This is a genomic window from Prevotella falsenii DSM 22864 = JCM 15124 (assembly GCF_000613945.1).
GTDB classification, from domain to species: domain Bacteria; phylum Bacteroidota; class Bacteroidia; order Bacteroidales; family Bacteroidaceae; genus Prevotella; species Prevotella falsenii.
The window spans coordinates 23,715-48,537 of the sequence record NZ_BAJY01000013.1; the positions used below are offsets into that span (position 1 = coordinate 23,715).

The 24,823-nt window shown below is 45.4% G+C and carries 17 protein-coding genes and 2 pseudogenes; 7 read left to right on the plus strand and 12 right to left on the minus strand.

Features of this window, described 5'->3' with window-relative positions; all coding sequences use genetic code 11:
- Nucleotides 1–452 precede the first annotated feature (452 nt).
- From JCM15124_RS06420 to JCM15124_RS06430, 3 genes are all read left to right on the plus strand, one after another.
- Nucleotides 453–1,418, plus strand: a complete 966-nt coding sequence (locus JCM15124_RS06420; RefSeq protein ID WP_024998764.1) for an SPFH domain-containing protein — start codon at nucleotides 453–455, stop codon at nucleotides 1,416–1,418.
- 173 nt (nucleotides 1,419–1,591) lie between these two features.
- The gene (locus JCM15124_RS06425) at nucleotides 1,592–1,816 is read left to right on the plus strand and encodes a type II toxin-antitoxin system antitoxin (protein ID WP_024998765.1); all 225 of its coding nucleotides are present in this window, start codon (nucleotides 1,592–1,594) and stop codon (nucleotides 1,814–1,816) included.
- Nucleotides 1,797–2,282, plus strand: coding sequence for a hypothetical protein (locus JCM15124_RS06430; protein ID WP_024998766.1), 486 nt, complete (start codon nucleotides 1,797–1,799; stop codon nucleotides 2,280–2,282). The genes JCM15124_RS06425 and JCM15124_RS06430 overlap by 20 nt, the downstream gene beginning before the upstream one ends.
- A 147-nt stretch (nucleotides 2,283–2,429) precedes the next feature.
- Here the strand turns inward: JCM15124_RS06430 and JCM15124_RS06435 are convergent, their stop codons facing one another.
- Nucleotides 2,430–3,533: an Mrp/NBP35 family ATP-binding protein gene (locus JCM15124_RS06435; protein ID WP_024998767.1), complete on the minus strand. Its 1,104-nt coding sequence runs from the start codon at nucleotides 3,531–3,533 to the stop codon at nucleotides 2,430–2,432.
- 676 nt (nucleotides 3,534–4,209) lie between these two features.
- Complete coding sequence (locus JCM15124_RS06450; RefSeq protein WP_024998769.1) at nucleotides 4,210–4,695, minus strand: ferritin; 486 nt, start codon at nucleotides 4,693–4,695, stop codon at nucleotides 4,210–4,212.
- A 428-nt stretch (nucleotides 4,696–5,123) separates the two neighbouring features.
- Between JCM15124_RS06450 and JCM15124_RS06455 the strand changes: the two genes are divergently transcribed.
- A complete protein-coding gene (locus JCM15124_RS06455) occupies nucleotides 5,124–6,083 on the plus strand; it encodes a bifunctional methionine sulfoxide reductase B/A protein (RefSeq protein ID WP_232220110.1) in 960 nt (319 codons plus the stop codon).
- 85 nt (nucleotides 6,084–6,168) lie between these two features.
- Here JCM15124_RS06455 and JCM15124_RS06460 read toward each other — a convergent pair whose 3' ends face one another.
- The 4 genes from JCM15124_RS06460 to JCM15124_RS16940 all read right to left on the minus strand — a co-directional run bounded on the left by JCM15124_RS06460 (nucleotide 6,169) and on the right by JCM15124_RS16940 (nucleotide 10,792).
- Entirely contained in the window at nucleotides 6,169–6,858 is a 690-nt protein-coding gene (locus tag JCM15124_RS06460) for a four helix bundle suffix domain-containing protein (RefSeq protein ID WP_024998771.1), read from the minus strand.
- A gap of 463 nt (nucleotides 6,859–7,321) precedes the next feature.
- Nucleotides 7,322–7,645: a hypothetical protein gene (locus JCM15124_RS16520; protein ID WP_232220104.1), complete on the minus strand. Its 324-nt coding sequence runs from the start codon at nucleotides 7,643–7,645 to the stop codon at nucleotides 7,322–7,324.
- Nucleotides 7,630–10,419 carry a leucine-rich repeat domain-containing protein gene (locus JCM15124_RS13555; protein ID WP_232220105.1) on the minus strand — a complete coding sequence of 930 codons (2,790 nt, stop codon included), beginning with the start codon at nucleotides 10,417–10,419 and terminating at the stop codon, nucleotides 7,630–7,632. Before JCM15124_RS13555 ends, JCM15124_RS16520 begins: the two co-directional genes overlap by 16 nt.
- Nucleotides 10,420–10,666: 247 nt before the next feature.
- Nucleotides 10,667–10,792 carry a hypothetical protein gene (locus JCM15124_RS16940; protein WP_262499270.1) on the minus strand — a complete coding sequence of 42 codons (126 nt, stop codon included), beginning with the start codon at nucleotides 10,790–10,792 and terminating at the stop codon, nucleotides 10,667–10,669.
- Nucleotides 10,793–11,474: 682 nt separating this feature from the next.
- Here JCM15124_RS16940 and JCM15124_RS06485 point away from each other — a divergent pair.
- Both JCM15124_RS06485 and JCM15124_RS06490 read left to right on the plus strand, forming a co-directional pair.
- Nucleotides 11,475–11,693 carry a hypothetical protein gene (locus JCM15124_RS06485; protein WP_024998772.1) on the plus strand — a complete coding sequence of 73 codons (219 nt, stop codon included), beginning with the start codon at nucleotides 11,475–11,477 and terminating at the stop codon, nucleotides 11,691–11,693.
- A gap of 33 nt (nucleotides 11,694–11,726) precedes the next feature.
- Complete coding sequence (locus tag JCM15124_RS06490; RefSeq protein WP_024998773.1) at nucleotides 11,727–13,256, plus strand: hypothetical protein; 1,530 nt, start codon at nucleotides 11,727–11,729, stop codon at nucleotides 13,254–13,256.
- Between the two features lie 544 nt (nucleotides 13,257–13,800).
- Here the strand turns inward: JCM15124_RS06490 and JCM15124_RS06495 are convergent.
- From JCM15124_RS06495 to JCM15124_RS06515, 5 genes and pseudogenes are all read right to left on the minus strand, one after another.
- Nucleotides 13,801–14,955, minus strand: coding sequence for a hypothetical protein (locus tag JCM15124_RS06495; protein ID WP_024998774.1), 1,155 nt, complete (start codon nucleotides 14,953–14,955; stop codon nucleotides 13,801–13,803).
- The gene (locus tag JCM15124_RS06500) at nucleotides 14,956–15,831 is read right to left on the minus strand and encodes a DUF4465 domain-containing protein (protein WP_198019127.1); all 876 of its coding nucleotides are present in this window, start codon (nucleotides 15,829–15,831) and stop codon (nucleotides 14,956–14,958) included.
- A 19-nt stretch (nucleotides 15,832–15,850) separates the two neighbouring features.
- Nucleotides 15,851–16,318, minus strand: coding sequence for a hypothetical protein (locus JCM15124_RS06505; RefSeq protein WP_024998776.1), 468 nt, complete (start codon nucleotides 16,316–16,318; stop codon nucleotides 15,851–15,853).
- 711 nt (nucleotides 16,319–17,029) lie between these two features.
- Nucleotides 17,030–20,595: pseudogene (nifJ, locus tag JCM15124_RS13560) on the minus strand (pyruvate:ferredoxin (flavodoxin) oxidoreductase).
- Nucleotides 20,596–20,722: 127 nt separating this feature from the next.
- Nucleotides 20,723–21,907 (minus strand): ATP-binding protein, encoded by a 1,185-nt coding sequence (locus JCM15124_RS06515; protein WP_024998777.1) that lies wholly within the window; start codon nucleotides 21,905–21,907, stop codon nucleotides 20,723–20,725.
- Nucleotides 21,908–22,190: 283 nt separating this feature from the next.
- Between JCM15124_RS06515 and JCM15124_RS06520 the strand changes: the two genes are divergently transcribed.
- The gene (locus JCM15124_RS06520) at nucleotides 22,191–23,273 is read left to right on the plus strand and encodes a hypothetical protein (RefSeq protein ID WP_024998778.1); all 1,083 of its coding nucleotides are present in this window, start codon (nucleotides 22,191–22,193) and stop codon (nucleotides 23,271–23,273) included.
- Nucleotides 23,274–23,700: 427 nt separating this feature from the next.
- On the opposite strand, the pseudogene JCM15124_RS13565 reads toward JCM15124_RS06520, so the two are convergent.
- Nucleotides 23,701–24,815 (minus strand): annotated as a pseudogene (locus tag JCM15124_RS13565) (porin).
- Nucleotides 24,816–24,823 lie beyond the last annotated feature (8 nt).

Genomic DNA, 24,823 nt, shown 5'->3' on the forward strand with positions numbered 1-24,823 from the left:
TAAAGATAATTCTGTTAAAAAGTGATATAATCGGTTTGGCGTTGCGAAAGCGTAGGTTTTGCGTTGTAAAACCTACGCTTTTACCGTGCAAAACCTACGGTTTTGGAACGCAAAACAATAGGTATTGTAATGTGCTGATGCAGAGAAAGTTATGCAAAGGCTATGCTTGCGAAAAATTTTTACGTTTTTATTGCCTTATTTTCGTTCTTTTCTCGTTTCTCGAAAGTGCGTTTTCTCGCCATGGCAATGCTTAAATGAATTTGGTATTGTCTTATATCAAACTCACGCCAAATAGTCTTTTGCACTGTAAAACACCTTCCACCCATGCTCCAACACAACGTTAATGTATCTTAATTGTTACGGAAACATTGTGCAAATTCAAAATTAAAACCATATCTTTGTGCTATCAAAATGATATTACTTTTTAAATAACAAACAAAAACAATAGGATTATGGAAAAGAAAGAATTTGCCTTTAAAGGAAGTGTACTGAACGGTTTCCTTATGCTTGTGCTTACGCTTGCAGCTTTGGTGGGCGGCGTTGTAAGTGCGGTTTATGGGTTTATATTGCTTGGCGACGAACAAAACGGCGGACTGTTGCTTGCCCTTGCTGCGGTGCTGCTGCTCGTTTTCATTATGTGTTTCTGCGGTTTCGTAAAGATAGAACCCAACGAGGCGCGCGTTATGATGTTCTTCGGACAATACAAAGGAACTTTCACCGAAGTGGGTTTCCACTGGGTGAACCCTTTCATCAACACCAAAAAGCTGTCGTTCCGCGCACGCAACATCGACGCTGCGCCCATCAAAGTGAACGACAAGACGGGCAACCCCGTCATGATTGGCATGATGTTGGTGTGGCGACTCAAAGATACGTACAAAGCTATCTTCGAGATTGACTCTGAAACAATGGCTACTTCGTCTGAGGAAGTGGGCGAAACGGCTGCCGTGGGCAACATTATGATGGCGTTCGAACGCTTCGTGCGCATACAGGGCGATGCTGCCTTGCGCCACGTGGCGGGTCAGTACGCCTACGACAACCTCGACGACGACCACGAGGCACAGACCCTTCGCGACAACAGCGAAGAAATAAACAAGCTGTTGGAACAGACGCTCGACGAGCGTTTAGAGATGGCGGGCATCGAGATAATAGAAGCTCGCATCAACTATCTTGCCTACGCTCCTGAGATTGCAGCCGTAATGTTGCGTCGCCAACAGGCAAGTGCCATCATCTCTGCACGCGAGAAAATCGTTGAAGGAGCGGTGTCAATGGTAGACATGGCACTGAAAAAGCTCGACAAGGAAAGCATTGTAGACCTTGACGAAGACAAGAAAGCTGCCATGGTGAGCAACCTTATGGTGGTGTTGTGCAGCGAAAGTGCAACCCAGCCGGTTGTAAATTCGGGCACGCTGAATATGTAAAGACAAACTCGTTGGGGCAACTCTGCCCCGACGATACGTTCGGCATACGGAGCGTTTTCGGCAGGTAAAACGGGCAATACCCAACCGGTTTGAACATTGCTACGACGAGAAAACGCCTTGTTTACGAACGGAAAAAGAACCAATGGCTTTTGTAGCCGTAAGCGAAAAAGTACATGGCAAAGAAAGAAAGTAACACCAAAAGTTTCATTCTTCGGGTCGATGCCGACACGATGAGTGCCATAGAGAAGTGGGCAGCCGATGAGTTTCGGTCTACCAACGGACAGTTGCAGTGGATTATAACCGAAGCACTGCGCAAGGCGCGCCGCCTTCCGAAACAGCAAACGAAGGGTGAAACTACAACAAAAAGGAACAATACAGATGGCAACAACACCGATTGAAAAACTCCGACTACGCCGTACGCAGCAGTCTACTATCTACGAAGCCGTGTCGGCAACTATCCTTCTCGTTATGTGGACAATAGGCATTGTGGCTGTTGCAAGACACGAAGCCAAAACCAGCATACTGATAGTGCAGACTGTTTTCTGTCTTGTCGTTTTGCTATTCCACTATGCTTCCTATCGCCCCACGCAACGTTGGATACGCAACGACTTTGAAATAAAGACTGTACGTCAAGCCGTTGTGGCAAGCAAGTTCTACCGCATCTTCGCCATAGAGATTGCCGTGCTCGGCTTGATTATTGTCATCGACGGTTTAGTAGACATCAAGGACAAGCTGCCCGATATAATCAGTGGCGGTACACCCCTCACCATCATATTTGCAACTCATGTCGCTGCGAACAGAAAGCTAAAGAAGGTGCGCGAAGCAGAGAAGTTGGAACGACAGCAGAAAAACGCAAAGGTATAACTCACCATACTCCGTTTATCCGTCTTATGTTCAATACTATACAACGCAAGATGCGAAAAAGACGAGAAACAACGCCTTTACAAGCAGAAAAAAGAATGGGAAGCCCAATGCGGCTTCCCATTTTTCGTTATGGTTTCATTATCTTTATTACTGCTGCGACACCTTCACTATCTTTGTCGGTGCTTGTTCCTTGTTGCGTCGGTTCACCACCGTTACCACGGCTTGGGCAAGGTTTATGAATGCCTGACCGGTAATGCTGTCGATGTTTACTGCCGATGGCTCGCCCTTGTCGCCGTTCTCGCAGATGCTCTGCACCAACGGAATTTGTGCCAAGAGCGGACAGTTCATTTCTTTTGCGAGGTTCTTTGCGCCGTCTTTGCCGAAGATGTAGTACTTGTTGTTGGGCAGTTCGGCAGGCGTAAACCACGCCATGTTTTCCACCAAACCGAGAATTGGCACGTTCACCTTTTCGTTACGGTACATGTCTATGCCCTTGCGTGCATCGGCAAGTGCCACGTTTTGCGGTGTGGAAACGATGACTGCGCCCGTGATAGCCAAGGTTTGGAGAAGGGTGAGGTGAATATCGCTCGTCCCCGGCGGCGTGTCGAGAATGAAATAGTCCAGCTCGCCCCAGTCGGCATCGGCGATAAGCTGTTTCAAAGCATTGCAAGCCATACTGCCACGCCACAGCGTAGCAGTGTCCGGATTGACGAAAAAGCCAACAGAAAGCAGTTTCACGCCATACTTTTCTACGGGTTCGATGAGCTGCCTGCCGTCTTTTTCCACAGCGTAAGGGCGTTCCTGCTCTACACCGAACATCTTCGGCATGCTGGGACCGAACACGTCCGTGTCCAACAAACCCACCTTATAGCCCAAGCGTGCCAAGGCAATGGCGAGGTTGGCAGATACGGTGCTCTTGCCTACGCCGCCTTTTCCCGAACTGACGGCAATGACGTTCTTCACCTGCGGCAGCATTTTGCCCACTTCGGGGCGCGGTGCCGACTTGAATTCGGTCTTTATTTCCACCTCCACATCTTTGCCCACCGAGTAGTGTATCTGCGCTTCGGCAGCCTTGATGGTAGACTTCATGAAGGGGTCGGTTTCGCGAGGGAACTCCAAAGTAAAGCTCACTTTGTTTCCATCAATGCGTATGTCGTCGGCAAGCATTTCGCTTTCTATGAGGTTTTTCTTTGTTCCGGGGTACATTACCTGCTCCAATGCGTCGGTAATGAGTTTTGGATATAATGCCATATTCATCTTGTTTATATTGTATAGTGCTTGCAAAGTTACTGAAAAAACTCGAAGTTGCAAAAGAATAAGGTAGCCGATATTTTCGGGAACCTGCTTTTTAGCCTGCCCCTGACACCTGCGAGCCAAGGCATTTGGGCGTTAGGGGAGGGAGGCATTATGCTGCCGGCACCGAGGGGAAAGCGGCTTTACGCCGAAGCAGTAGTGGGGTTACACCGAAGCCGCAGCAGTTTCATCTAGAAATTCTAGAGTTCCTAGATTTCCTAGGAGTTCTAGAAAAGAACTTAACAATCCCCTTGATTTTGTAAAAATAACCTCCTCGAAAAACAACTATTTCGCTTTCGCATTGCGAAAGCGGCTGTTTTGCACCGCAAAACAGCCGCTTTTGGCTTGCAAAACCTACGCTTTCGGAACGCCAAACAACAGGTTTCGGAATGCGTTGATAATGAAACTGTTACACGATAGCTGCACTTGCGAAAAATGTTTACGGCTTTATGGCGTCCTTTTCGTTTATAAAGCAAGCTGTTTCCATGCACTTCACAAAATTCCTTATCAACAAGAAGGCGTTCTTTTCGTTCATAAAGCAGGTTGTTTCCGTTAAGTTTCTATTGTTCAAAAAAAGAGGACAGCCCTCGCGGACTGTCCCCGAAAATCAAATAAATACTTATGAATACATTGTTTATTCACGTTCACCCACCTTGCGGTCGATGTGTGCCACTGCATGTTGCGGCATTTGTTTGAAGAGCAAAAGAATGTCTCTCACGTTCTTTTCTTCCTCTACTTGTTCGTCGATATATTTGTCTATGAAGTTCTGCGATGCACGGTCTTTCTCTGCATCGGCAACATCTGCCAGCTTGTTGATAAGGTCGGTAACGTGCTGCTCGTGCTTCAGAACAGCTTCGAACACCTCTTTAGGGTCGTTCCAATCGTTCTTTACAGCAGGAATAGCACTCATTTCAGGCACTCCACCGCGCGTTATCAGATAGTCTGCCATATCGAGCGCGTGTTCTTTTTCTTCGTCCGCCTGCTTGAACAACCAGCTTGCAAAGCCGTTCCACCCCTCTTTGCGAAACCAGAAAGCCATGGCTAAATAGAGGTTAGACGACCAAAATTCTGCTTCAATCTGTTTGTTGAATGCGTCTTGCATTGTTTTGTTTATATCCATAATTACAAATCTTGTTTATTATTTCCAACGTTATTGCCGGATTTTTTATATTGCAAATGTAGCAATTTATTGTGAATGAGCCAAATATTAGATAAGATATTTCGTTATCTTTTCGGCATCGTGGCGTTTCCGTTACAATTCTTTTGGTTAAATAAAACAAAGGAGTAGCGGCGGAACGAATGTTTTTCGCTAATTTAGCAGACTGAAATAATAAAACTAATATGATTATGCTGAAGAGACATCTTACCACGACCTCAACGTTTTCGCCATTCGTCAGTTCGTTAATGGCGTACCGACAGAAAGTAAAAACATTCCGACTGCTGTTGCCCTTATGGGCTTTGCTATGCACTGCCGTAAGTGCATCGTGCAGCAATAACACAAAACTTGCCGCCCAAGGAAGCGGCGACTCAATCATTAATAAAAGCAAAATGACAACAAAAAAATTCACACGACCCGACGACGCAACGCTGCGCCGGCAGCTCACAGCAGAGCAATATGCCGTTACACAGCAAGCGGCTACGGAGCGACCGTTTACCAACCGGTACGACAAAGAGTTTCGTCCGGGCATCTATGTAGACATTACCACGGGCGAACCGCTCTTCTCTTCCACCGACAAATACGACTCCGGGTGCGGCTGGCCTGCCTTTTCCAAGCCCATCGACAAGCAGCTTGTGGTGGAACGAGCCGACAATTCGCACGGCATGCAACGCACCGAAGTGAAGAGCCGGACGGGCAATGCCCACCTCGGACATGTGTTCAACGACGGTCCTACCGACAGGGGCGGACTGCGCTACTGCATAAACAGTGCGTCGTTGCGCTTTGTTCCGCTCGAAGAAATGGAAAAGGAAGGCTACGGAGAGTACACCAAATTGGTGCGCAGAGAGAAGGAAATATATGTAGCCGGCGGTTGTTTCTGGGGCACGGAACACTACATAAAGCAGGTGAAAGGCGTGCTATCGACCGAGGTGGGCTATGCCAACGGCAACACGAAGCGTCCTACCTACGAGGAAGTATGCACCGATGCCACAGGCTTTGCCGAAGCCGTGCACATTAAATACGACCCCGACGTGGTGTCGTTGGACTTCCTTATGAAGCTCTACTTTGTGTCTATCGACCCGACAAGCCACAACCGGCAAGGCAACGACCGCGGTTCGCAATATCGCACAGGGGTATATTACACGGACGCTGCCGACCGTGCTATTATTAAAAAGGTGTTCGACGCCGAAGCGCGCAAGCACTCTGTGCCACTCGAAGTAGAACTTCTTCCGCTCAAGAACTTCTATCCTGCCGAGGAATACCATCAGGATTATCTCGACAAAAATCCGACGGGGTATTGCCATCTGCCCTCTTCGCTCTTTGAATATGCAAGGAAGGCAAAGCAACGGTAGAGATTTTTAGAAATCCTAGAAGCCCTAGAGTACCTAGGATTCCTAGGATTTCTAAAAACATAACACCCCCTTAAAAGCGTTCTTCCTACCGCTTTGCCAACGCTGCTTGCAGCCCTTCCAACTCCGCTTGCAGCCTTTCTACCTCTGCTTTCAGCTGCATGTTCTCGGCTTGCAGCCTTTTCAGCAACTCCTCTTGCGCTTTCCGATAACCCGTGCGCGCAGCGTACATACGCTCTTTTATGCCTCCCTGCTCAACAAACTGCTTTTCCAAACGAGTAAGATAACTGCACATCATCTTGTCTGTTATATGGCAGAGCGTAAGCATTGTATTGCAAAACTCCTCGTCTGTCCACTTGCCGGCGTACAAAAGATAATCTACCGCCTTGTTGTGCCGCTTACAGAAACCGAGCATAGCGTTGTAGCGCGAATGCTCCCGCGTCCATCGTGTCAGGCAACGCGTGTGCAGATAGTCGTCATAATCTTCGCGCAACTCCTGCAGCGAACTGCGAGCCACGTTGAGAAGTTTAAGCTCCATCTCTGTCGAAGTGCTGCCGTCTTCTATCCCCTCTACAATGTTTTGCTTGCCCGAACGTGCCGCCTGCACCATTTGGTCTACTGTGCGGTCGCCGTATTTGGGCAGAAAACGCTGACAAAAGACGTACGTCAGCCGGTATATGGCGTCTGCCTTTTGGTAGAAAAATAGTTTGTTGTAGGGCACACCTTGCCGCAAAACGCCTTTCTGTGCCCCCTGTTTCTCTTCTTGTTGTTTGTTCATAGTAATTGCAACGTATGGCTTTGTCGTCCATTCAGCCTGCTTTTGCAAAGATAGCCATTAAAGTTACATGGCAAAAACATAAGCGACAAGTTTTGGTAAAACAGCCTGCAATGCCCCCTCAACAGACAGGAAAAAGAGGGGAAACGGTGTAAATATTTTTCAGAAGCGTAACCATCGCTTAACTTACTTGCTGTCAGCGCATTATAAAACCTACGTTTTGGCGTTGCAAAAGCGTAGGTTTTGCACGGTAAAAGCGGCTGTTTTGCATCGTAAAACAGCCGCTTTCGCAATGTCAAACCGTATTTGTCGTTTTTTAACGGAATAATCTTTACAGAAATAAAGCGAAATTCCGACAACTGCGTTGCTTATTGTAGGGGCGGCTCGATGCCCGCCGGGCTTCTGCCGCCGCCTATTTTATCTTAACCCCCTATCGGTTCATTAGGACGCTAATGAACGATTAGGGTTAAAACAACTTGCAGGTTTTAACGCCCACAATGTTGAGAATATAAATTCCGTTGCGCTGAACCGGGATAAACAAACTACTGCCGTCAGCCACGCCTGCGGCTACCTGCATGCCTGAAACTGTGCAGAGCGTGTAGCGTTGTCCGGCTTTCAAACCTTCAACGGTGTAGCCGTTGCTTTGCGCAATCACACGGACAGCACTGTCGGCGTTTGCCGTTGCGGTGCCGATGGCAGTAACAATGTCGGTCTGATAGTGCTTGAAATGACGCCAGCCGTCGGCTTTTTTGTATGCCTCTACCGCATTCTTGTCTACGTGTACCACCACTTCGTCGAGATAGTAGATAGAGTTGAAGCATCGTCGGCAACCACCGGAGGTACCATGTCGTAAGCGTAGATTTGCTGAATAGCCAAGCATTCGAAGAACGCCTTGTCGCCAATGGTGCAACCGGCAGGTATATGAACTTCCAGCAAGGCGGCGTCTTTGATGAAAGCACCTGCACCAATCTTCTTCAACGAAGGAATATGACGGAGGGCAGCAAGCTGTCCGTCGTGGTAGAAAGCCGAGTCGCCGATTTCTTCGAGTTCGGGTTCTACGCCCTCTTCCCACTTAATGTTGTTCAGATTAGGGTTGTTCGACAGTCCGTTTGCTTCGATGGTCTTCAGCGTAGCCGGCAATGTAATCTCGGTTACGGTGTGGTTGTATGCCAAGCCGTAGCGTGCAATCTTCTCCAGACCTTCGTTCAGCGTAATCTTATCCGTGCCCGGACCGGTCTGCGGAATGGTCGGATAGTAGAGCAATTCCAACATATTCCTTGTATAGAGTGCACCCTTGTTGGCTCTCAAAGCCGTGTTGCCCTTTGCCACGGTTACACCCAGAAGCGATGGAACCAGTGCAAATGCACCGGGTTTGATGCTTGTTGCGCTCTGAATAACTTCGTAGGTGTCGTCCGTACGTCCCGGAGGATAAGCCATGAGGCGCGTTTTGTCTTTGCTGTAAAGCACGCCATCTACGGCAGTGAAGTATTCGTTCTCGGGGTCTACCGTAATTTCAGTAAGCTGTGTGCAGAACAAGAACACCAATTCGCCTATGCTTTTGACGCTCTTTGTGATATGGAACGACTCGAGTTCTGTCGATGCCTGCAGGGCGTTGTTGTCGATGTATTCCACTCCGTCGGGCGTTACAGCCTTGCCTTTTGGCTTCCAAGAGATAAGATGACCGCCATTTATTTCGGGTTTGCTTTCAGGTTCTTCCGACTTGGTGCTGCACACGAGCCATACCGTAACGTCTTCTTTCAGGTCGGTAATGGTATAGGTAAGTCCCTTTTCGTTCTTCAGTTCGTTTTCGTTGAGCAGCCAAGTGTCTACCACATAGCCCTCTTTGGGGTGTGCCGTGAACACAACCGTTGCACCGTGATCTACCACTGTGCCTGTCGTAATGTCCTTGCCGCCTACCGCAGCCGTAAGTTCGCCGGTGTTGGTGTTCAGCGAGCGGAACTTAACAATGTGCTTACCGGCTGCACGGTCGAAGTCTACGAGAATGTCCAAAGCATCTACGGCGTTGCATTCGTATATGGTGGCATTGTCGTAACCGGGGATTGGCTGATAGGTTTCCACTGTTTGCTTGTTTCCGTTTTCATCGGTAACAACCTCTTTGCCGAGCTTATACCATTGCGTAACGTGGTAGCCTTCTTTCGGAAACGCCTCGAAGCGCAGCTTTGTGCCCTTCTTCACCTTCTCGGCAGTCTTTATTTGCTTACCCGTTTCTACCACCGTGCAGGTTACATCGCCGAAAGTTGGCTCTTTGCTTTTGAAGAAAATGATGTCTCCTTCTTCCTCTGCTTTCAAGGTAACAAGCACGTTCAGCGTTTCAGAAATGTGGTCGATAGACCATATTTCACCATTGATAGACGACGAAGGTCTGATGTTTTCAGCCGCAGCAGGCTTGCCGTTAATTTCCCATTTATCGATTTTGTAGCCACCGTAAGGGGTTACCGAAACCGAAACAGCGTTGCCGGCAGCAATTTCTGCACCGCTTTCAAAGTTGCGTGCGCTGTTTGTCCATGCTTCTATTTCGCCGATTTTCTTTCCGTTCACCTCAATGTTGGTGATGGCATAGTTCACCTTGAACTTCTCGGCAGCTTGCGGTTCGCCGATTACAATCTTACATTTGTTGAACTTCTTTTCCAGTTTTGCCTTCACGTTTTCGTCGGCAACGTAGATGGTGGTAGAGGTTTTGTCGGCAAATTCGGTTGCTCCGAACGATACAAAGTCCTTGCTCAAGTGAATGTCTACCACTGCCAAAGAGCCTACACCGCTCCATGCAACGTAGCTGTTGGTAGCTACGCTCACGAGATTGGGCACCAATAGTTCCGCCAATGCGCTACAATAGGTAAAGCTGTTCTTACCGATGGTCTTCACACCGGGCAGGTCTACTTTGGTAAGATTGGCGTTGCCGTACATCGCTTCGTCGCCGATGGCAGTGCATTCGTCAGCCGATAGCTTTATTTCCTTTGCCTGTCCGGCAAGATAAACCAAGGTTTTCGCCGGACTGATGAGTGCGTTCCGCACCGTCTTATAGGTGCTGCCGGCTGCCACGGTGATGTTTTCCACCGCCTTGCAGTCCTTGAAAGTGTTGCCAAAAACCTTTGTAAGACCGTTGCCCAACGTAATTTCCGTAATCCGGTTACAGCCCTCGAAGGCGTTCATACCCAGTTCCTTAATCATCGGAAGACGAAGCGTTGTGAGCTTGTCGAGTCCGTAGAATGCACCTTCTTCTATGATTTCCACCTTCGGGGCATCGATTGTTTCGATGTTGGAACAACCTCTGAAGGCGTTCTTACCAATCTTCTTGACGTTGTTCAGCTTAACGCTTGTAATGTCGGTGTTGCTCTTTTCTTCCGAAGTAGTGCCCCATTCGTCGGGGTCTTCTTCGGCAGGTTCGTAGAAACAGTTAGCCGCAATCTCGGTAACGTGGGCAGGAATTTCAATCGCCCCGCTTGCTCCGGGCCACGATTTCAGCACCGTGCCTTCAATTTCTTGTGCATTTGCCATACAGCAGAATTGCAGTAGGGCAAACAACAGTAAATAGATTTTCCTCATTGTTTTGATGGTTTAAGAATTAATGTTTATATTTATAGTCTGTTGCAGAACTTGTAAATCGTCTTCTCGAAAGGCATCTTGCTGCATCAGGCAATCTGTGCGGTTAATATTTCCTTTTGATGCTATCTATATATAAATAGGTAAGAGTTTTCTGAAACGTTTTATTGAGTCTGCACTTAGGTATCTGCAAACTTAGCGTAAATAATTGTAATAACAAAGAAAACAGTAAAGAAATATTATAGTTTCTTTATTTTTGCTGCGCCCCCACATCTTCTTTGCCCTTTATAGGCGGCACTTTGCCAACCTTGCCATGCTGTACAGACAACCGTTTTACAAACGGAAAAAAGGCGATAGAGCCGTAAACATTTTTCATTAGCACAGCTATCGTCTAACTATTTAATTATCAGCGTATTCCAAAAGCTGTTGTTTGGCGTTGCGAAAGCGTAGGTTTTGTGGGGTAAAAGCGGCTGTTTTGCGGTGCAAAACAACCGCTTTCGCACTGCGAAAGCAAAATAGTCGTTCTTCAAGGAGGTTATTTTTACAAAATCAAGGGGATTGGTAAGTTCTTTTCTAGAACTCCTAGGAATTCTAGGAAATCTAGAATTTCTAGATGAAGCTGCTAATGCTTCGGTGTAAACCCACTGCAAGTTCGGTGTCAGAACGAAATTATCGCTTTTCTTTGGAATATTTTTTACAGAAGTAAATCGAATTTCCGACTTTCCAAGGGTATTGATGCTTCAAAGTATTTTGGACAATTTCTGCCAGACCTTTAACCATGCTAAAATTCCAATTATACAACTATTGCATATTCACATATATTCGAGAATACTATCATTCATGACTTGATTTAGAGCATTTATACATACTAATTATAATAAATTAACACAAACTATTTCATCAAACTATTTTATAATGTATACTTTTGCTTTCGTATTTTAAGAATTTAAATAAATTTCGATAAAGAATACAAGTCGCACCGGCTTTAAAAAGAAATGCTTCTGCCACAAACAAAGAGCAATACGGAACAATATTTAAGTATAATAAATTAGATAACGATGAGCAAAAATCAAATCAACAAGACGGTTTATATCAAACCGGAAATTGAAGTTATGCAGGTTCTTATGGAGAACGGACTGTTACTAACGGGGTCAGGGGAAAAGTCAGAGACTTTCCCGGGGCAACACAATAAAGGAGAACACAAGACGGGACCTACCGAAGAAAGTAATGACGCTAAAGAAGGATACTTCGAACAAAACGCCATTAATTCTTTGTAAAATTAATATTAAGAACTATAAAATTCTATTATAATGAATTTCAAATTATCATCATGCTGCGTTGTTGCAGCCTTTTTGGCAGTTGCCACCGGTTGTTCTAACGACGATTTGCCAACAAAAAAAGGCACAACGCAAAACGACGACAACACAACAGAAACGACACAAGTCACCTTTGTTGCCGGAAATGAAGGTACACGTACATCGCTGAATTACGACAGCGGAGACTTCTACTGGGAGGCAAATGACCACATCTTTGTGCAGGACGATAACAATCAATTCCAAAAGAGTAGCAATGCTGTAACGGGCAACAATGTGTCTTACTTCGAGTTTATGATGCCCGGCAAGTACAGCAAAGAGCGGTATATGGTTTATTATCCCGGGCAGAACGGCACTAACAACCAAGTAACCATCAGTAAAGAACAGACTCAAAGCGAGCCTAACAGCACCAAGCATTTCGGCGTTTCGGGCGACTGCGGCACCGCTACAGCAACTTTGGAAAGCGGTCAATACAAGTTTAAGCTTGACCACGCAGCCGCATACCTCTGCTTTGAGCCTACCTACAGCAGCGAACTTGCAAGCACCTACATTGAAAAAATAGTGGTAACATCTGACAACAATATTGCCGGTACCGGCTATACACTCGGCACTGATGGCAAGCTCACCGGTACGGGTGAATACAAGACTATCACCTTAACACCACAAGGAACCAATGGTTTCAAAATGGAGAAGAAGGGAAACGGCTGCTCTGCGGGAAGATTGTTTATGGTTATAGCACCGGGAACTCACAAACTCACCGTAGAATACTACTTAAAGGACACTAAAACAACTGTCAATGGCGTTATTAAAAAGACATTCAGCTCATTCAATTATACTGCAAATGGCTACCACGACATTAATTCTGAGCTGAAAATCAGAGCCTATACCGATGATTACTATATGTGGGATGCGCAGAAAGAATACTGGTATGGATACAAAGCCAACCAGCCTACGCCTATAAATGAAGAGACGGGCAGCAACTATCCTAAGGAAACCACTGATGCCCGTTGGTTCAATACAGCTAAACACCCAACACCTGCAAGCAACTCCGCTAAGAACTGTCCAAACTATAACGAGTGTACGTGGTACTGTATGAAAGGCGACCCACATTGGGACAATAAGACCCTGTGGACGATATGGAAGCACTTGTACACTGGCGGTATGTGGTTCAAGAAAGCAAGTGTTATTGCCAAGGAGAATAAGAAAGATAACGCAGAAGAACTGAAGAAGAAAGCTTACAATGGTAAAGACTACGTTACCACATCGATATACGAAACTCCACCCAATAACCCAAATGTTAAGTCAGGCACACCGGAGAATCGTAACAACTATTTCTTCCTGCCTGCTTTGGGGTACTATGCTGACGGAAAGCTCAATAAATTCGGTTCACAGGGATTCTATTGGACAAGCACGGCTATTTCTTATACAAGTGGAAAAGCTTATAATCTCTATTTCGACCAAGGTAATGTAGTTGCCAGCAATTTAAGAGAGAGGACGGACGGCTTCCGATTGTGGACCTCTGAATAAATCTTTTGTAGCATTTTTGCAACATCAAACAGAACAACAGGTGTGCAGCTTGGTAGAATTTTCCAACAGAGTTGCACACCTGTTATCGTTTTTTGGGAGGTATCCATCAACCTTCTGTACAAGTAAATTAACGTGAGTTCGGCATAAAAAAGCGGGTTAAACAGGTAATATTCGCAGATGTTTTAAGCAAGCCCACTAATGAAATAAAGAGAGAGATTTTTTCGTTTAACCTTCTAAAGATTATTCTGTTAAAATGTGAGAACTGCGTTTTGGCATTGCGGAAACGGCTGTTTTGCGATGCAAAACCTACGCCTTTACCATGCAAAACAGCCGCTTTCGCAATTCATTCTAAGTATTGATGCTCCGAAAATGCGACAAACTCGGCGTAATAGACATTTGGTATGCCGGCATTTCCGGCCTATTTTCTTATGTTCAGACACCCGGCTATGAACTTCTTTTTATCAGCCTCGTTCGTTCATTTTATTATGGATACCGTCTAAAAAAGGTGTGCCGGACTTGTGTGGCACACCTTTATTGTTGGCTGTTATTCGCCGAATGCTTTGATTTCTCCTATCCAATCGCAGGTAACTTTCTTGCCTTTATCGGATATTAAGTCTGCTTTGACGTGGTATTTGCCGTCTTCGGTTTTCTTAATCGTCAGTGTTCCATCGACAACGGAACAGTATGCTACACTCATATCGGCATTTACTCTTTCGCAGAACGAGCCTAATGTGATGCCGGCATATTTACCGCCCGGGAAGAATACACCCGGAACTTCTTCGATGGCGTAGTTGCCTTTCTTTGTACCCACGCGGTAAGTTCCTTCTATTCCTGCACCCTTTGCCGTGTAGATGTCCATATTGAGCTTCATGCCCGGTACTGCCGGGTGTACTCCGTCTTCGGTTATGCTTGACACGTCGAACAGGCGAAGCACGTAGTTGTCGGTGGTTGAGCGAGGGTAGAGCATGTATTGCGCCAATACGGGCTGCAGGTTCACGTCGGTATTGATAACGTTCTTGTCGTCGTTGGGCTTATCTCCGCTGTGGTCTTCAAAGACGATTTGCCCTGTGTAATGGAACTTTAACGTCTTTCCGTCCTTAGTTTGAACCGTAGCCGTGAAGTCGTATCCATCGGCGGTATGCTTCACTTCCATCTCTCCTCCCGTAAACAATATGTTGGCAAAACGGCTGCCTTGTTCGGTTTTCTCCTTGTTCAGGATAGCCAGCGAATACTCTGTGGTGAAGCAACCGTTAGCCCGTCCCGAACGTCCCTTGTACTTTCCTTCGGGCAATATGGCATTTTTGCTGTTGTCGGAGAGCGGTGCCCATATATCTACGAAAAGAAGATAGCCTCCGGGATCCATTGGCACGACATCGTTTGTCTGCGGTATTTGTCCCAAACGGTCGTTCGTCAGCGCGAAATAATAGTCGCCATAGCCTTCTTTCCAGAAGTCTCCGAAGTATATTCCTTGCAGGCTGGTATGGAGTTCTATGGGTTCGTTCTCGCCGCGCGCATAGCGTTTGATTTCCTTTATCTTTGAAAGGTCCACGCCGTTGAGCTTCCACGCGTCTCCATTGTTGCCGAATGAAATATTGCCCTTGGCTTTTTCGGTCTGCCCATTGGTGCGTATGATGTCGAATTGCGCATGTATGCAGAGACTTACCATACATGCTGCAATAATGATACTAATCTTTTTCATTTATTTAAATATCAAGTTGTCAATACAAACTGCGAATGATGATGAAGTGAGATTGTCGAAAGAGTCAGATGCCTGATGCGACAGCGACACCTTATTGACCTTTCCCAACGGCGAGAGGTCTACTTGTGTCCATTCGCCACATATATAAGTCTTTCCGTCGCGATAGTCTGCCATTGGCACAACTACCTTTCCTGTTTCCTTGCCGGCAGCATCGTAACCCGTGAATACTGCCTCGTAGAAGTCGCCTTCTTTGAAAGCGGGCTTGCTGTAATAGCCAATCTTGCATTTCTGCCATATTTCGGCAGTGTTGTTTACCATCATCGAAACCATTGCATGTTCGGTTCCGTCGTTGAATGCAAACTCCGGTTTTTCACCATTCGACTTTCCGGTCAGGTAGTCGTCGTAACGCATAATGGCATATTTGGACGTTCCTTCTGCACCGGCAGGCTTTGATTCGTCCGTCGTGATGACTTTGTTTCCCGATGCCACTCCGGGGTGTTCGGATTCCCATTTTGAAACTTCGGAAGCGTCAGAAACAACCACGCCGCTGAAGTAGGTGTACTTTTCCTGATTTTTAAAGTCGATTCCGGCCTCTGTATAGGTTGTTACTTTACCCGAAACAATGTTGTTGTGCTTTCCTTGGGCGAAGGTACAGTCTTCAAAACCAACGGTTGTGTTCTTGACAATGTTACGTTTAATCATGTCGCCCTCTACGATTGCATTTCCGGCAAAGGTGAGCGTGTTTCCCGTTTGCTCGAATTTGAGGTTTTCGGAGCACACAATTGTAGTCCCATCAGCCTTGACGATGACCAAAGTATTGTCTGCCGAAGCAGTCATAGAGCATATAACTGCCAATGAAAATAAAACTTTTTTCATATCCATGCCTCCTCTATCTTTATTTGTCTTTCACAAACTTAAGGGTTTGTTTGCCCACTTTCAAGATGTAAGCACCTTTTTTCAGCTGTCCAATCTGTACGACGATGCGGTCGGCTTCGCGCTGAATGGGGGTGTCGAGGCAGATGCCATCAACCGTATATACAGCGACAGGAACCTGCATGTCGCTGACTTTCGTCAGTGTGATGGTTGATTTTGCGATGAACATAGCTGCCTTTTGCGCTACGGTTGTATTAATGCCGGTAGTGGGCGTTCCGTACTTCACGGTGGCAGTTTTTACGCCGTAAACGGCTTCCCCCTCCTTTAGAACGATGCCGAAATCGGTGTCGTTGTCGGCAGCAATAAGGAAATCGACATTACTGACAAGTACTTCTGTGCCATTATCTGTAGCCAGATACCATACTTCTGTTTGGGCATTGCCCGACAAGGTGCAGCAAACGAATGCAGCTAAAAATAGTAGTTTCTTCATAATACAATAGTTTTTGATGTTTGATAGACTCAGTTAGTAATATCTTATGGCTGAGGTCAGAGCCTAACTCCTCAGTCGTAAGAACTCCATAATTAGATTGTTTTTGCTGTTTGGAATTACTGCAAAGTTACGAAAATTACTAAATATATGCAAAAAACCATTGCATTTTTATATCGTTTTGGGCGAGAAATTTTCATTATGACTTCTCGATGAGAGAATATAGGTATAAAGTATAGCACAGAAAAAGTACGCTGTGCACAGGTGTTTTTACAGTTTCGTTGTGCCTTGTTGGGCGTAATCGCTGCGTATTGCATATTGCCAAAGATGCTGTATATTGTTTTTAGTTTCCTATGCAACTACGCTTACATTCCTCGTTTTTCCCGGCAGAAAAACGCAATAAAAACGTAAATATTTTTCGCAAGCATAACTATTGCGCAACTACCTCGCTATCAGTGCATTGCAAAACCTATTGTTTGGCGTTCTTAAACCGTAGGTTTTGCACGGTAAAAGCGTAGGTTTTACATCGCAAAACCTACGGTTTCGCAACGCCAAACCGATTATATCACTTTTTAACAGAATTATCTTTACAATATTAAACCCCAATCGTGGATATAGCATACTTCAAAACTTACGAACTATTGCAATAAAAAGAGGACGTGCCAAATGAATTTTTGACACGCCCTCAAATACTATATCAGTGTTCTATCTTCGTTAATTGTTGTCGCTCCAGTCCTCCTTGCTCTTGCGAACATAGCTTTGGTAACGGAGTTTCGCCATTTGTTCAGCAGCGTCGAAGAGTTCTTGCGCTTCGTTCGGATAAGCCTTCTTGACAGAGAGATAGCGAACTTCGCCCATCAGGAAGTCTTGGAACTTGCTCCAGTCCGGAGCCTTAGAGTCGAGCGAGAATGGGTTCTTGCCCTCTTCTGCCAGCTGTGGGTTGTAACGCCACAAGTGCCAGTAACCGCTTTCTACGGCGCGGCCTTCTTCTGCTTGGCTCTTACCCATACCGCCCTTGACCTTCAAACCGTGGTTGATACATGGAGCGTAGGCGATGATGAGCGACGGACCGGGATATGCTTCAGCCTCGCGGATAGCCTTGAGCGTCTGTGCTTGGTCGGCACCCATGGCGATTTGGGCAACATATACATAGCCGTAGGTGGTTGCCATCAAGCCGAGGTCCTTCTTGCGGATACGCTTACCCTGTGCAGCAAACTGTGCGATGGCACCGAGTGGGGTAGACTTAGAGCTCTGACCGCCTGTGTTAGAGTAAACCTCCGTATCGAGTACGAGGATATTTACATCTTCTCCGGAAGCGATAACATGGTCGAGACCGCCGTAACCGATGTCGTAAGAAGCACCATCACCACCGATAATCCACTGTGAACGTTTCACCAAATAGTGGTCTAATGTCTGCAATTCCTTGCAGATAGGGCAGCCTGCTTCTGCGCCGGCAGCTATCATTGGTTTCAACGTAGCACTCGTTTCCTTTGAAGCATCGGCATCGTCCTTGGTGTCAATCCACGCTTGGGCGGCAGCTTTGAACTCTGCAGAAACATGTTCTTCGCCCATGGCGTCGTTCAAGAGCTTGGTAATGCGTTCGCGCATCTTCTTGTTTCCAAGTGCCATACCCAAACCAAATTCGCAGAAGTCCTCGAACAATGAGTTGTCGAAAGCAGGACCTTGTCCCTGTTCGTTGGTTGTATAAGGAGTTGAAGGGATAGAAGCCGAATAGATAGAAGAACAGCCCGTAGCGTTGGAAATCATTTCGCGGTCGCCATACAATTGAGAAATCAACTTTACGTAAGGCGTTTCACCACAACCGGCACAAGCTCCTGAGAACTCGAACAACGGTTGCGCAAACTGTGAGTTCTTGACGTTGCTCTTGATGTCTACCAAGTGTTGCTTTGTCTTGACATTCTTGATAAGGTAGTCCCAGTTGTCGATTTGCTTCTGTTCGCGCACGAATGGAACCATTGCAAGTGCCTTGCCCTGCTTGTTGCCCGGACAAACGTCGGCACAGTTGCCGCAACCTACACAGTCGAGAATGCTGACCTGGATACGGAAGTTCATACCTGCCATAGGCTTTGGAACCTTCATTTCCAACGTCTTATCTTCAAATCCTTTCACCTCTTCTTCGTCGAGAACGAACGGACGGATACAAGCGTGCGGACAAACGTAAGCACACTTGTTACACTGAATACAGTTTTCGGAAGTCCATTCCGGGTGGAAAGCCTCAACACCGCGCTTTTCAAACGCAGAAGAACCGTTCTTCATGGTACCGTCTACCATATCGTACTTGATGAAATCGGAAACTTTCAGCAAGTCGCCAACCTGACCGTTGATAGGACGAACTATTTCTTTGATGTATGCAGGAGCATCGTCGTTTGCATCTTCTTCATCGTCTGCAAGGTTCGCCCAAGCAGGGTCTACCGGCAATATCTTGTATTCGCCGCCACGGTCTACGGCTGCATAGTTCTTATCAACCACGTCCTGACCCTTGTTGCCGTAAGATTTAACGATGAATTCCTTCATCTGCTCAACAGCCAAATCAACAGGAATTACTTCCGTAATGCGGAAGAATGCACTCTGAAGAATAGTGTTGGTACGGTTGCCAAGACCAATTTCCTGTGCAATCTTTGTTGCATTGATATAGTAAACAGTGATATTGTTTTGAGCGAAATAACGCTTAATCTTGTTCGGAATGAAGTTTGCAAGTTCTTCGCCTTCGAAAATGGTGTTCAAAAGGAAAGTTCCGTTCTTCTGCAAGCCGCGAATTACGTCGTACATACGCAAGTATGCCTGAACGTGGCAAGCCACGAAGTTAGGCGTATTCACTTGATAAGTAGAACGAATTTCGCTATCTCCGAAACGAAGATGGGAACAAGTGAAGCCTCCGGACTTCTTAGAGTCGTACGAGAAGTATGCCTGACAGTGTTTATTGGTATTGTCGCCGATAATCTTGACAGAGTTTTTGTTTGCACCAACTGTACCGTCAGCTCCCAAACCGTAGAATTTAGCCTCGAACGTACCTTCGCCGCCCATCGGAATTTCATCAATCAATGGGAGAGAAGTGAATGTAACATCGTCTACGATACCTACTGTGAAATGGTTCTTAGGTTCGGCAAGTTCGAGATTGTTGAATACGGAAATGATGTGAGCAGGTGTGGTATCAGATGAGCCGAGACCGTAACGGCCGCCAACAATCAAAGGTTTGTCTTCCACATCGTAGAATGCGCTCTTAACATCAAGGTACAACGGCTCGCCTTCTGCACCGGGTTCTTTTGTTCTGTCGAGCACTGCAATGCGCTTCACAGTCTTTGGAACAGATGCCAACAAGTGCTTAACAGAGAACGGACGATAGAGGTGCACGGAAATCATACCAATCTTCTTGCCTTGCTTCATTTGGTAGTCGATGGCTTCGCGAGCAGCTTCGGTGGCAGAACCCATAAGGATTATAATGTTTTCTGCGTCTTCTGCGCCGTAGTAAGAGAAGAGGTGGTATTCGCGACCGGTAATATCCTTTATCTTAACCAAGTAGTCTTCAACTATCTCCGGAATGTTTTCGTAATATTGGTTGCAGGCTTCGCGGTGCGTGAAGAATGTTTCCGGATTTTCAGCAGTACCACGAGTAACGGGACGTTCGGGAGAGAGTGCACGGTCGCGGAAACGTTTCACATCTTCCGGGTCGAGCAATTTAGCAACTTCGTCTTGTTCAATCATCTCAATCTTCTGATATTCGTGAGATGTGCGGAAACCATCGAAGAAGTTTACAAATGGTATGCTTGTCTTCAACGAAGCAAGATGTGGAACTGCCGTAAGGTCCATTACTTCCTGCACCGAACCCGAGCAGAACATTGCGAAACCTGTCTGACGACAAGCCATAACGTCCGAATGGTCGCCGAAGATACACAATGAGTGTGTGGCAATCGTACGAGCTGAAACGTCGAACACGCAAGGAAGCATTTCACCGGCAATCTTATACATGTTCGGAATCATCAACAACAAACCCTGTGAAGCGGTGAATGTTGTTGTAAGAGCACCGGCTTGGAGTGAGCCGTGCATAGCACCTGCTGCGCCACCTTCCGATTGCATTTCCTGAACAGTTACGGTTTGACCGAAAAGATTCTTACGTCCTTTTGCCGACCACGTATCGACATGCTCCGCCATTGGAGAAGACGGAGTGATAGGTAGATAGCTGCTACCTCTGAAAACATGTAGCTCACATGAGCTGCGGCTTCATTACCATCACAGGTAATATACTTTTTTTCTTTCGCCATTGTCTTTATTTATTAAATGTTTCTATAATGTTTTTGGTCTGTTTTGTATAGGCCTGTTTATTATTAAATTCCTCTTTTTGTATTTATACTTGCAGTTTTATTTTGTGTTTGCGCCTTAGTCTCAGTATCAATATAGAAATCCAAACAGCCAAAGTGGAATTTTGTTGTCTTTTCCTACTTCTGTATTGTAGCGAGCGTAAATGGTTTCGTTGTTTAAACGCATCTTTGTATTCTCCGCATCGCAAATCCTGAATCTCTTATTTTCGTCTATTATATAAATTCCTTGCTTATTCCCTTCGTTTACTAAATGTCCGGACAACAAGGCATTGACAAAGAATGTTTCCATTACATCTTGCTGCTCTACGTGTATCGGATATATTGCGTAGATAAGGTTAGAGTTGTTCATTATCACCTTTGCCGGTTTTTTAGGAAACTCTTGCCCTACCGGATAGATAATGTTTATCAAGCGTGAATCGGATAAATACTTAATATAGTTCATCACAGTTGCACGGCTTGTATTTATCTCTTTTGCCAAATTACTTATATTAGGCGACTTCGGACCTTCTAAAGCGAGCAGGTAGAAAAGTGTCTTAATCTTCGTCAGATACTTCAGTTCTATTTGCTTGATAAGCAAAATATCCACCTCGGTCATCATATTCATTGTCTTCAGCAAGTTTTCGGAATAATTCCTGTTTTCCAAAAAGAAGGGATAGTAACCATGATGAATATAATCTTGAAAATATTTTAGCGGACTGACCTTTGGCAAAATCTGCATTGCAATCTGTTCGTGGTTCTTTATAATATCATCAAGCGAGTAGGTTGGGAAGTTATGTCCCGACATATAATTCAGAAATTCCCTAAACGAAAACCCTCTTAGATTATAGCTCTTGACAATACCGTTTAGCTCCGGGTTCTCCTCTTTCAGCCGCATGACGCTCGACCCGGTAAAGACTATCTTCAATTCGGGATAGTTATCGTAGCATTTACGCAAGTCGTTGCTCCAGTTGGGTTGCTTGAAAACTTGGTCGATGAGTAGAACTTTTCCGCCACCTCTATAAAAATCTCCGGCAAAATCGGCAATTCCTCTTTCCTGAAAATAGAAATTATTCATATTTATATAAAGGCATTGGCGGTCGTTAGCACCAAATTTCTCTTTCGCATATTGAAGAAGGAAGGTTGTTTTTCCTACACCGCGTGTACCCTTAATGCCTATCATTCGGTCGTTCCAATCTATCTCGTCCATAAGCATACGGCGCACCGGTGCATGGTTATGCTCCACTAAGTAGGCGTGAGTACGGAAAAATGCGTCCATCTTATTTGCTAAATTATTTCATATTTAAGAGAATGCTAATGGCAAAACACACTTTTTTAATGTATGCGCCTAACAATATTTCTCACGTGCAAAGATAACATTTATTTCTCGAATTTGCAAACTATAGATTGCAAAAACGTGTTTTTTACTATTATTTATATTTTGTCTTCTTACATATTTGCAGTACCTTTGCATAAGATATAGCTGCACTCGGCAAATTGAAAGTAAACTTTCTTTGCTCTCGCTGGCAATATCTTTGCATAAGATATAGCTAAAAAACAGAATGACACTTCATATATTTAACCCTGAACACGATATGTCGTTAGCACAGAATAGTCCTAACTACACTCCGTCGCGAGCGGCTTTGCAAATACGCAACGACTTGGCTTTCTTGCCCTATATATGGGCAAAGCAAGGTGATGCCATATTGGTAAATGATGTTACGAAGGCGTGTGCTTCGGTTGAAAAACTTCGATTGAAAAAGAAAGAAGTGTGTTTTGTTGATGCTGACACTTTAGAAAGTATTTCCGACAAGATAGAAACCGTTTCGCCGTGGGGCTGGAACTGCACGATTAAAGCGCAATTACGGCAGGTGGGAATATCGCAACAACTGTTGCCTTCTGCCGAACAGTTGGATAGAATAGCCCGTTTAAGCAATAGACAGTTTGCTGTTGGCTTGCTCTCTACGTTGAAAGCATTGCTACCTATGGACGCTATCGTAGGCAAATCGTATTATTTTGACAATCTTGACGATTTGCGTGCGAAGGCAAAAAATATAGGGAAGGCTGTCGTCAAGGCACCTTGGAGCGGCAGTGGAAGAGGACTTCGGTTTACCGATGAAGAAATTTCCACTGTCCATCTGAATTGGGCAAAGAATGTTATTGCGCAACAACAAGGCATTATTTTAGAACCTTATTATAATAAGGTGAAAGACTTTGCGATGGAGTTCCATGCGGAAAAAGCCGGCGTGAAGTATTGCGGTCTGTCGGTTTTCTTGTCTTTGCATGGTGCTTATACCGGAAGTATGATTGCCGATGAGGGTAGAAAACGAGAGCTATTGGGGCAATACATTGATATAGAAGTGTTGGATACGATAAAAGAAAACCTGACAAACCTATTGGAACAGAATATTAAAGGCAAATACGAAGGACCGTTAGGTGTTGATATGATGATAGTTGAAAGCAAACGTTCGTCTTATTCTGCAACTTCGTCTTATTCCATTCACCCCCTTGTAGAGGTAAATCTGCGTCGTACAATGGGGCATGTGGCTTTATCGCTTTACGATGAAATACAGACACAAAATAAGATTATGCAGATTACGTTTGACGGTTTACACCACATGTTAGAAATAAACGACGGCGTGTAATAGCGTGAGTTCGGCATCAGAAAGCAGGTTAAGCAGACAAGTATCGCAGATGGTTTTTGGCAAATCCGCTGATGAAGCGGTGAACGTTTTTAGGTTTAATATTGTAAAGATAATTCTGTTAAAAAGTGATATAATCGGTTTGGTGTTGCGAAACCGTAGGTTTTACGATGCAAAACCTACGGTTTAACCGTGCAAAACCTACGGTTTTGGAACGCGAAACAATAGGTTTTGCAATGCGCTGATAGCGAGATAGTTGCGCGATAGCTACGCTTGCGAAAAATATTTACACATTTATTGCCTTCTTTTCGCTCTTTTCCCGTTCCTCGAAGAGTGTGTTTTCTTGCTGTTTTCAGATAAAATATACTACACGAAGAAAACATCTGAAGGCAATGTTTTCTTCGTGTACGTTGTCTTCTTGCGAATGTTTTTAAAACTTAAAGCTCAATTGTACGTCTACCAACGAATAGTCCGGTTTCGCCAAACTACGGTCGTGAACGTGGGCATATTCGCTTGAAAGTCGCACGTTATAATTTATTTCGTAGTTAAAACCTATTTCGTACAAAGTGCGTTGCTTCTCTGCGCCCTTTGAAGGTTGGTACATATCGTAACGTGCTTTCGCATAGAGCTTTTTCTTAATGATAGGTGCCATAACGAGCGCATAAACACCTTGCGCTTTGTTACCATTGCTGCTGAGCGTACAGTCTTTCGCAGCCGCATCATTTGTGTTTACAAGCGATTTTGCAAAAGCCTCGCCTGTAGAGTGCGCGTACTCCGAACGGAAAGTCCAACCGTTTGCCACGTATTCTGCAGAAATGGCATAGCGACGTTGCTGCAACTTGCGAACTCCATTTTGTGTTACACCGTTTTCATCGACCATGTGCCTTTACGGGCATACGAACCTGTCCAACCGAACCAACCAATGCGCATACCTGCCACCGGCATAACCCAGACACCGCCGATAATATTCTTTTGTTCGTCCACATCTTTCACGTTAATGCCTTGTCCGTTAAACACACCAACCTGATAGTGCAGCAAGTTTCTGCCGGAAGCATTTTTAAGGAAGTCGCCCTGAATTTGTACTCCTATGTCGCGTCCGTTAGAGCTGTGCGCTCCTGCACGGTCGGAAAAACCGGCTAATTTACTAATTACTTGCGAATTGCCCATAAATCCTAACGTGATGGGGTGTATTGGATTTTCAAACGTAAACGGATTTTTGAACTGCCCGACCTTTACACGGAAGAAGGTGTATTTTTGCCATTCGGTGAACAAATCGACCACGCGTGGCGACGAACCTAAAACAGACGTATTGCCATTAAACTGAATTTGTGCTTTCCAAGCCCAATCATCAAAGAATTTACCATCGAGCGAAACACGACCTAAACGCAAGTTAAACGAATTTGCCTTTGCGTTGTCTTGGTCTGTGAATTGATACTGTGCAATGCCAAAGCCCGATAGCCTTACATTGTTTACCCACTTTGCCGTTTGTGCAGATGTATTAGAAATTGCTAACGCCATTACTGCCAATGTGAAGAACTTTTTCATAAATATCT

What these genes read in the sequence shown, in the direction of transcription:
- JCM15124_RS06420 (WP_024998764.1), top strand. Translation starts at nt 453, where the DNA reads ATGGAAAAGAAAGAATTTGCCTTTAAAGGAAGTGTACTGAACGGTTTC.
- JCM15124_RS06425 (WP_024998765.1), top strand. Translation starts at nt 1,592, where the DNA reads ATGGCAAAGAAAGAAAGTAACACCAAAAGTTTCATTCTTCGGGTCGAT.
- JCM15124_RS06430 (WP_024998766.1), top strand. Translation starts at nt 1,797, where the DNA reads ATGGCAACAACACCGATTGAAAAACTCCGACTACGCCGTACGCAGCAG.
- JCM15124_RS06435 (WP_024998767.1), bottom strand. Translation starts at nt 3,533, where the DNA reads ATGGCATTATATCCAAAACTCATTACCGACGCATTGGAGCAGGTAATG.
- JCM15124_RS06450 (WP_024998769.1), bottom strand. Translation starts at nt 4,695, where the DNA reads ATGGATATAAACAAAACAATGCAAGACGCATTCAACAAACAGATTGAA.
- JCM15124_RS06455 (WP_232220110.1), top strand. Translation starts at nt 5,124, where the DNA reads ATGACAACAAAAAAATTCACACGACCCGACGACGCAACGCTGCGCCGG.
- JCM15124_RS06460 (WP_024998771.1), bottom strand. Translation starts at nt 6,858, where the DNA reads ATGAACAAACAACAAGAAGAGAAACAGGGGGCACAGAAAGGCGTTTTG.
- JCM15124_RS13555 (WP_232220105.1), bottom strand. Translation starts at nt 10,419, where the DNA reads ATGAGGAAAATCTATTTACTGTTGTTTGCCCTACTGCAATTCTGCTGT.
- JCM15124_RS16940 (WP_262499270.1), bottom strand. Translation starts at nt 10,792, where the DNA reads ATGAAAAATGTTTACGGCTCTATCGCCTTTTTTCCGTTTGTAAAACGG.
- JCM15124_RS06485 (WP_024998772.1), top strand. Translation starts at nt 11,475, where the DNA reads ATGAGCAAAAATCAAATCAACAAGACGGTTTATATCAAACCGGAAATT.
- JCM15124_RS06490 (WP_024998773.1), top strand. Translation starts at nt 11,727, where the DNA reads ATGAATTTCAAATTATCATCATGCTGCGTTGTTGCAGCCTTTTTGGCA.
- JCM15124_RS06495 (WP_024998774.1), bottom strand. Translation starts at nt 14,955, where the DNA reads ATGAAAAAGATTAGTATCATTATTGCAGCATGTATGGTAAGTCTCTGC.
- JCM15124_RS06500 (WP_198019127.1), bottom strand. Translation starts at nt 15,831, where the DNA reads ATGAAAAAAGTTTTATTTTCATTGGCAGTTATATGCTCTATGACTGCT.
- JCM15124_RS06505 (WP_024998776.1), bottom strand. Translation starts at nt 16,318, where the DNA reads ATGAAGAAACTACTATTTTTAGCTGCATTCGTTTGCTGCACCTTGTCG.
- JCM15124_RS06515 (WP_024998777.1), bottom strand. Translation starts at nt 21,907, where the DNA reads ATGGACGCATTTTTCCGTACTCACGCCTACTTAGTGGAGCATAACCAT.
- JCM15124_RS06520 (WP_024998778.1), top strand. Translation starts at nt 22,191, where the DNA reads ATGACACTTCATATATTTAACCCTGAACACGATATGTCGTTAGCACAG.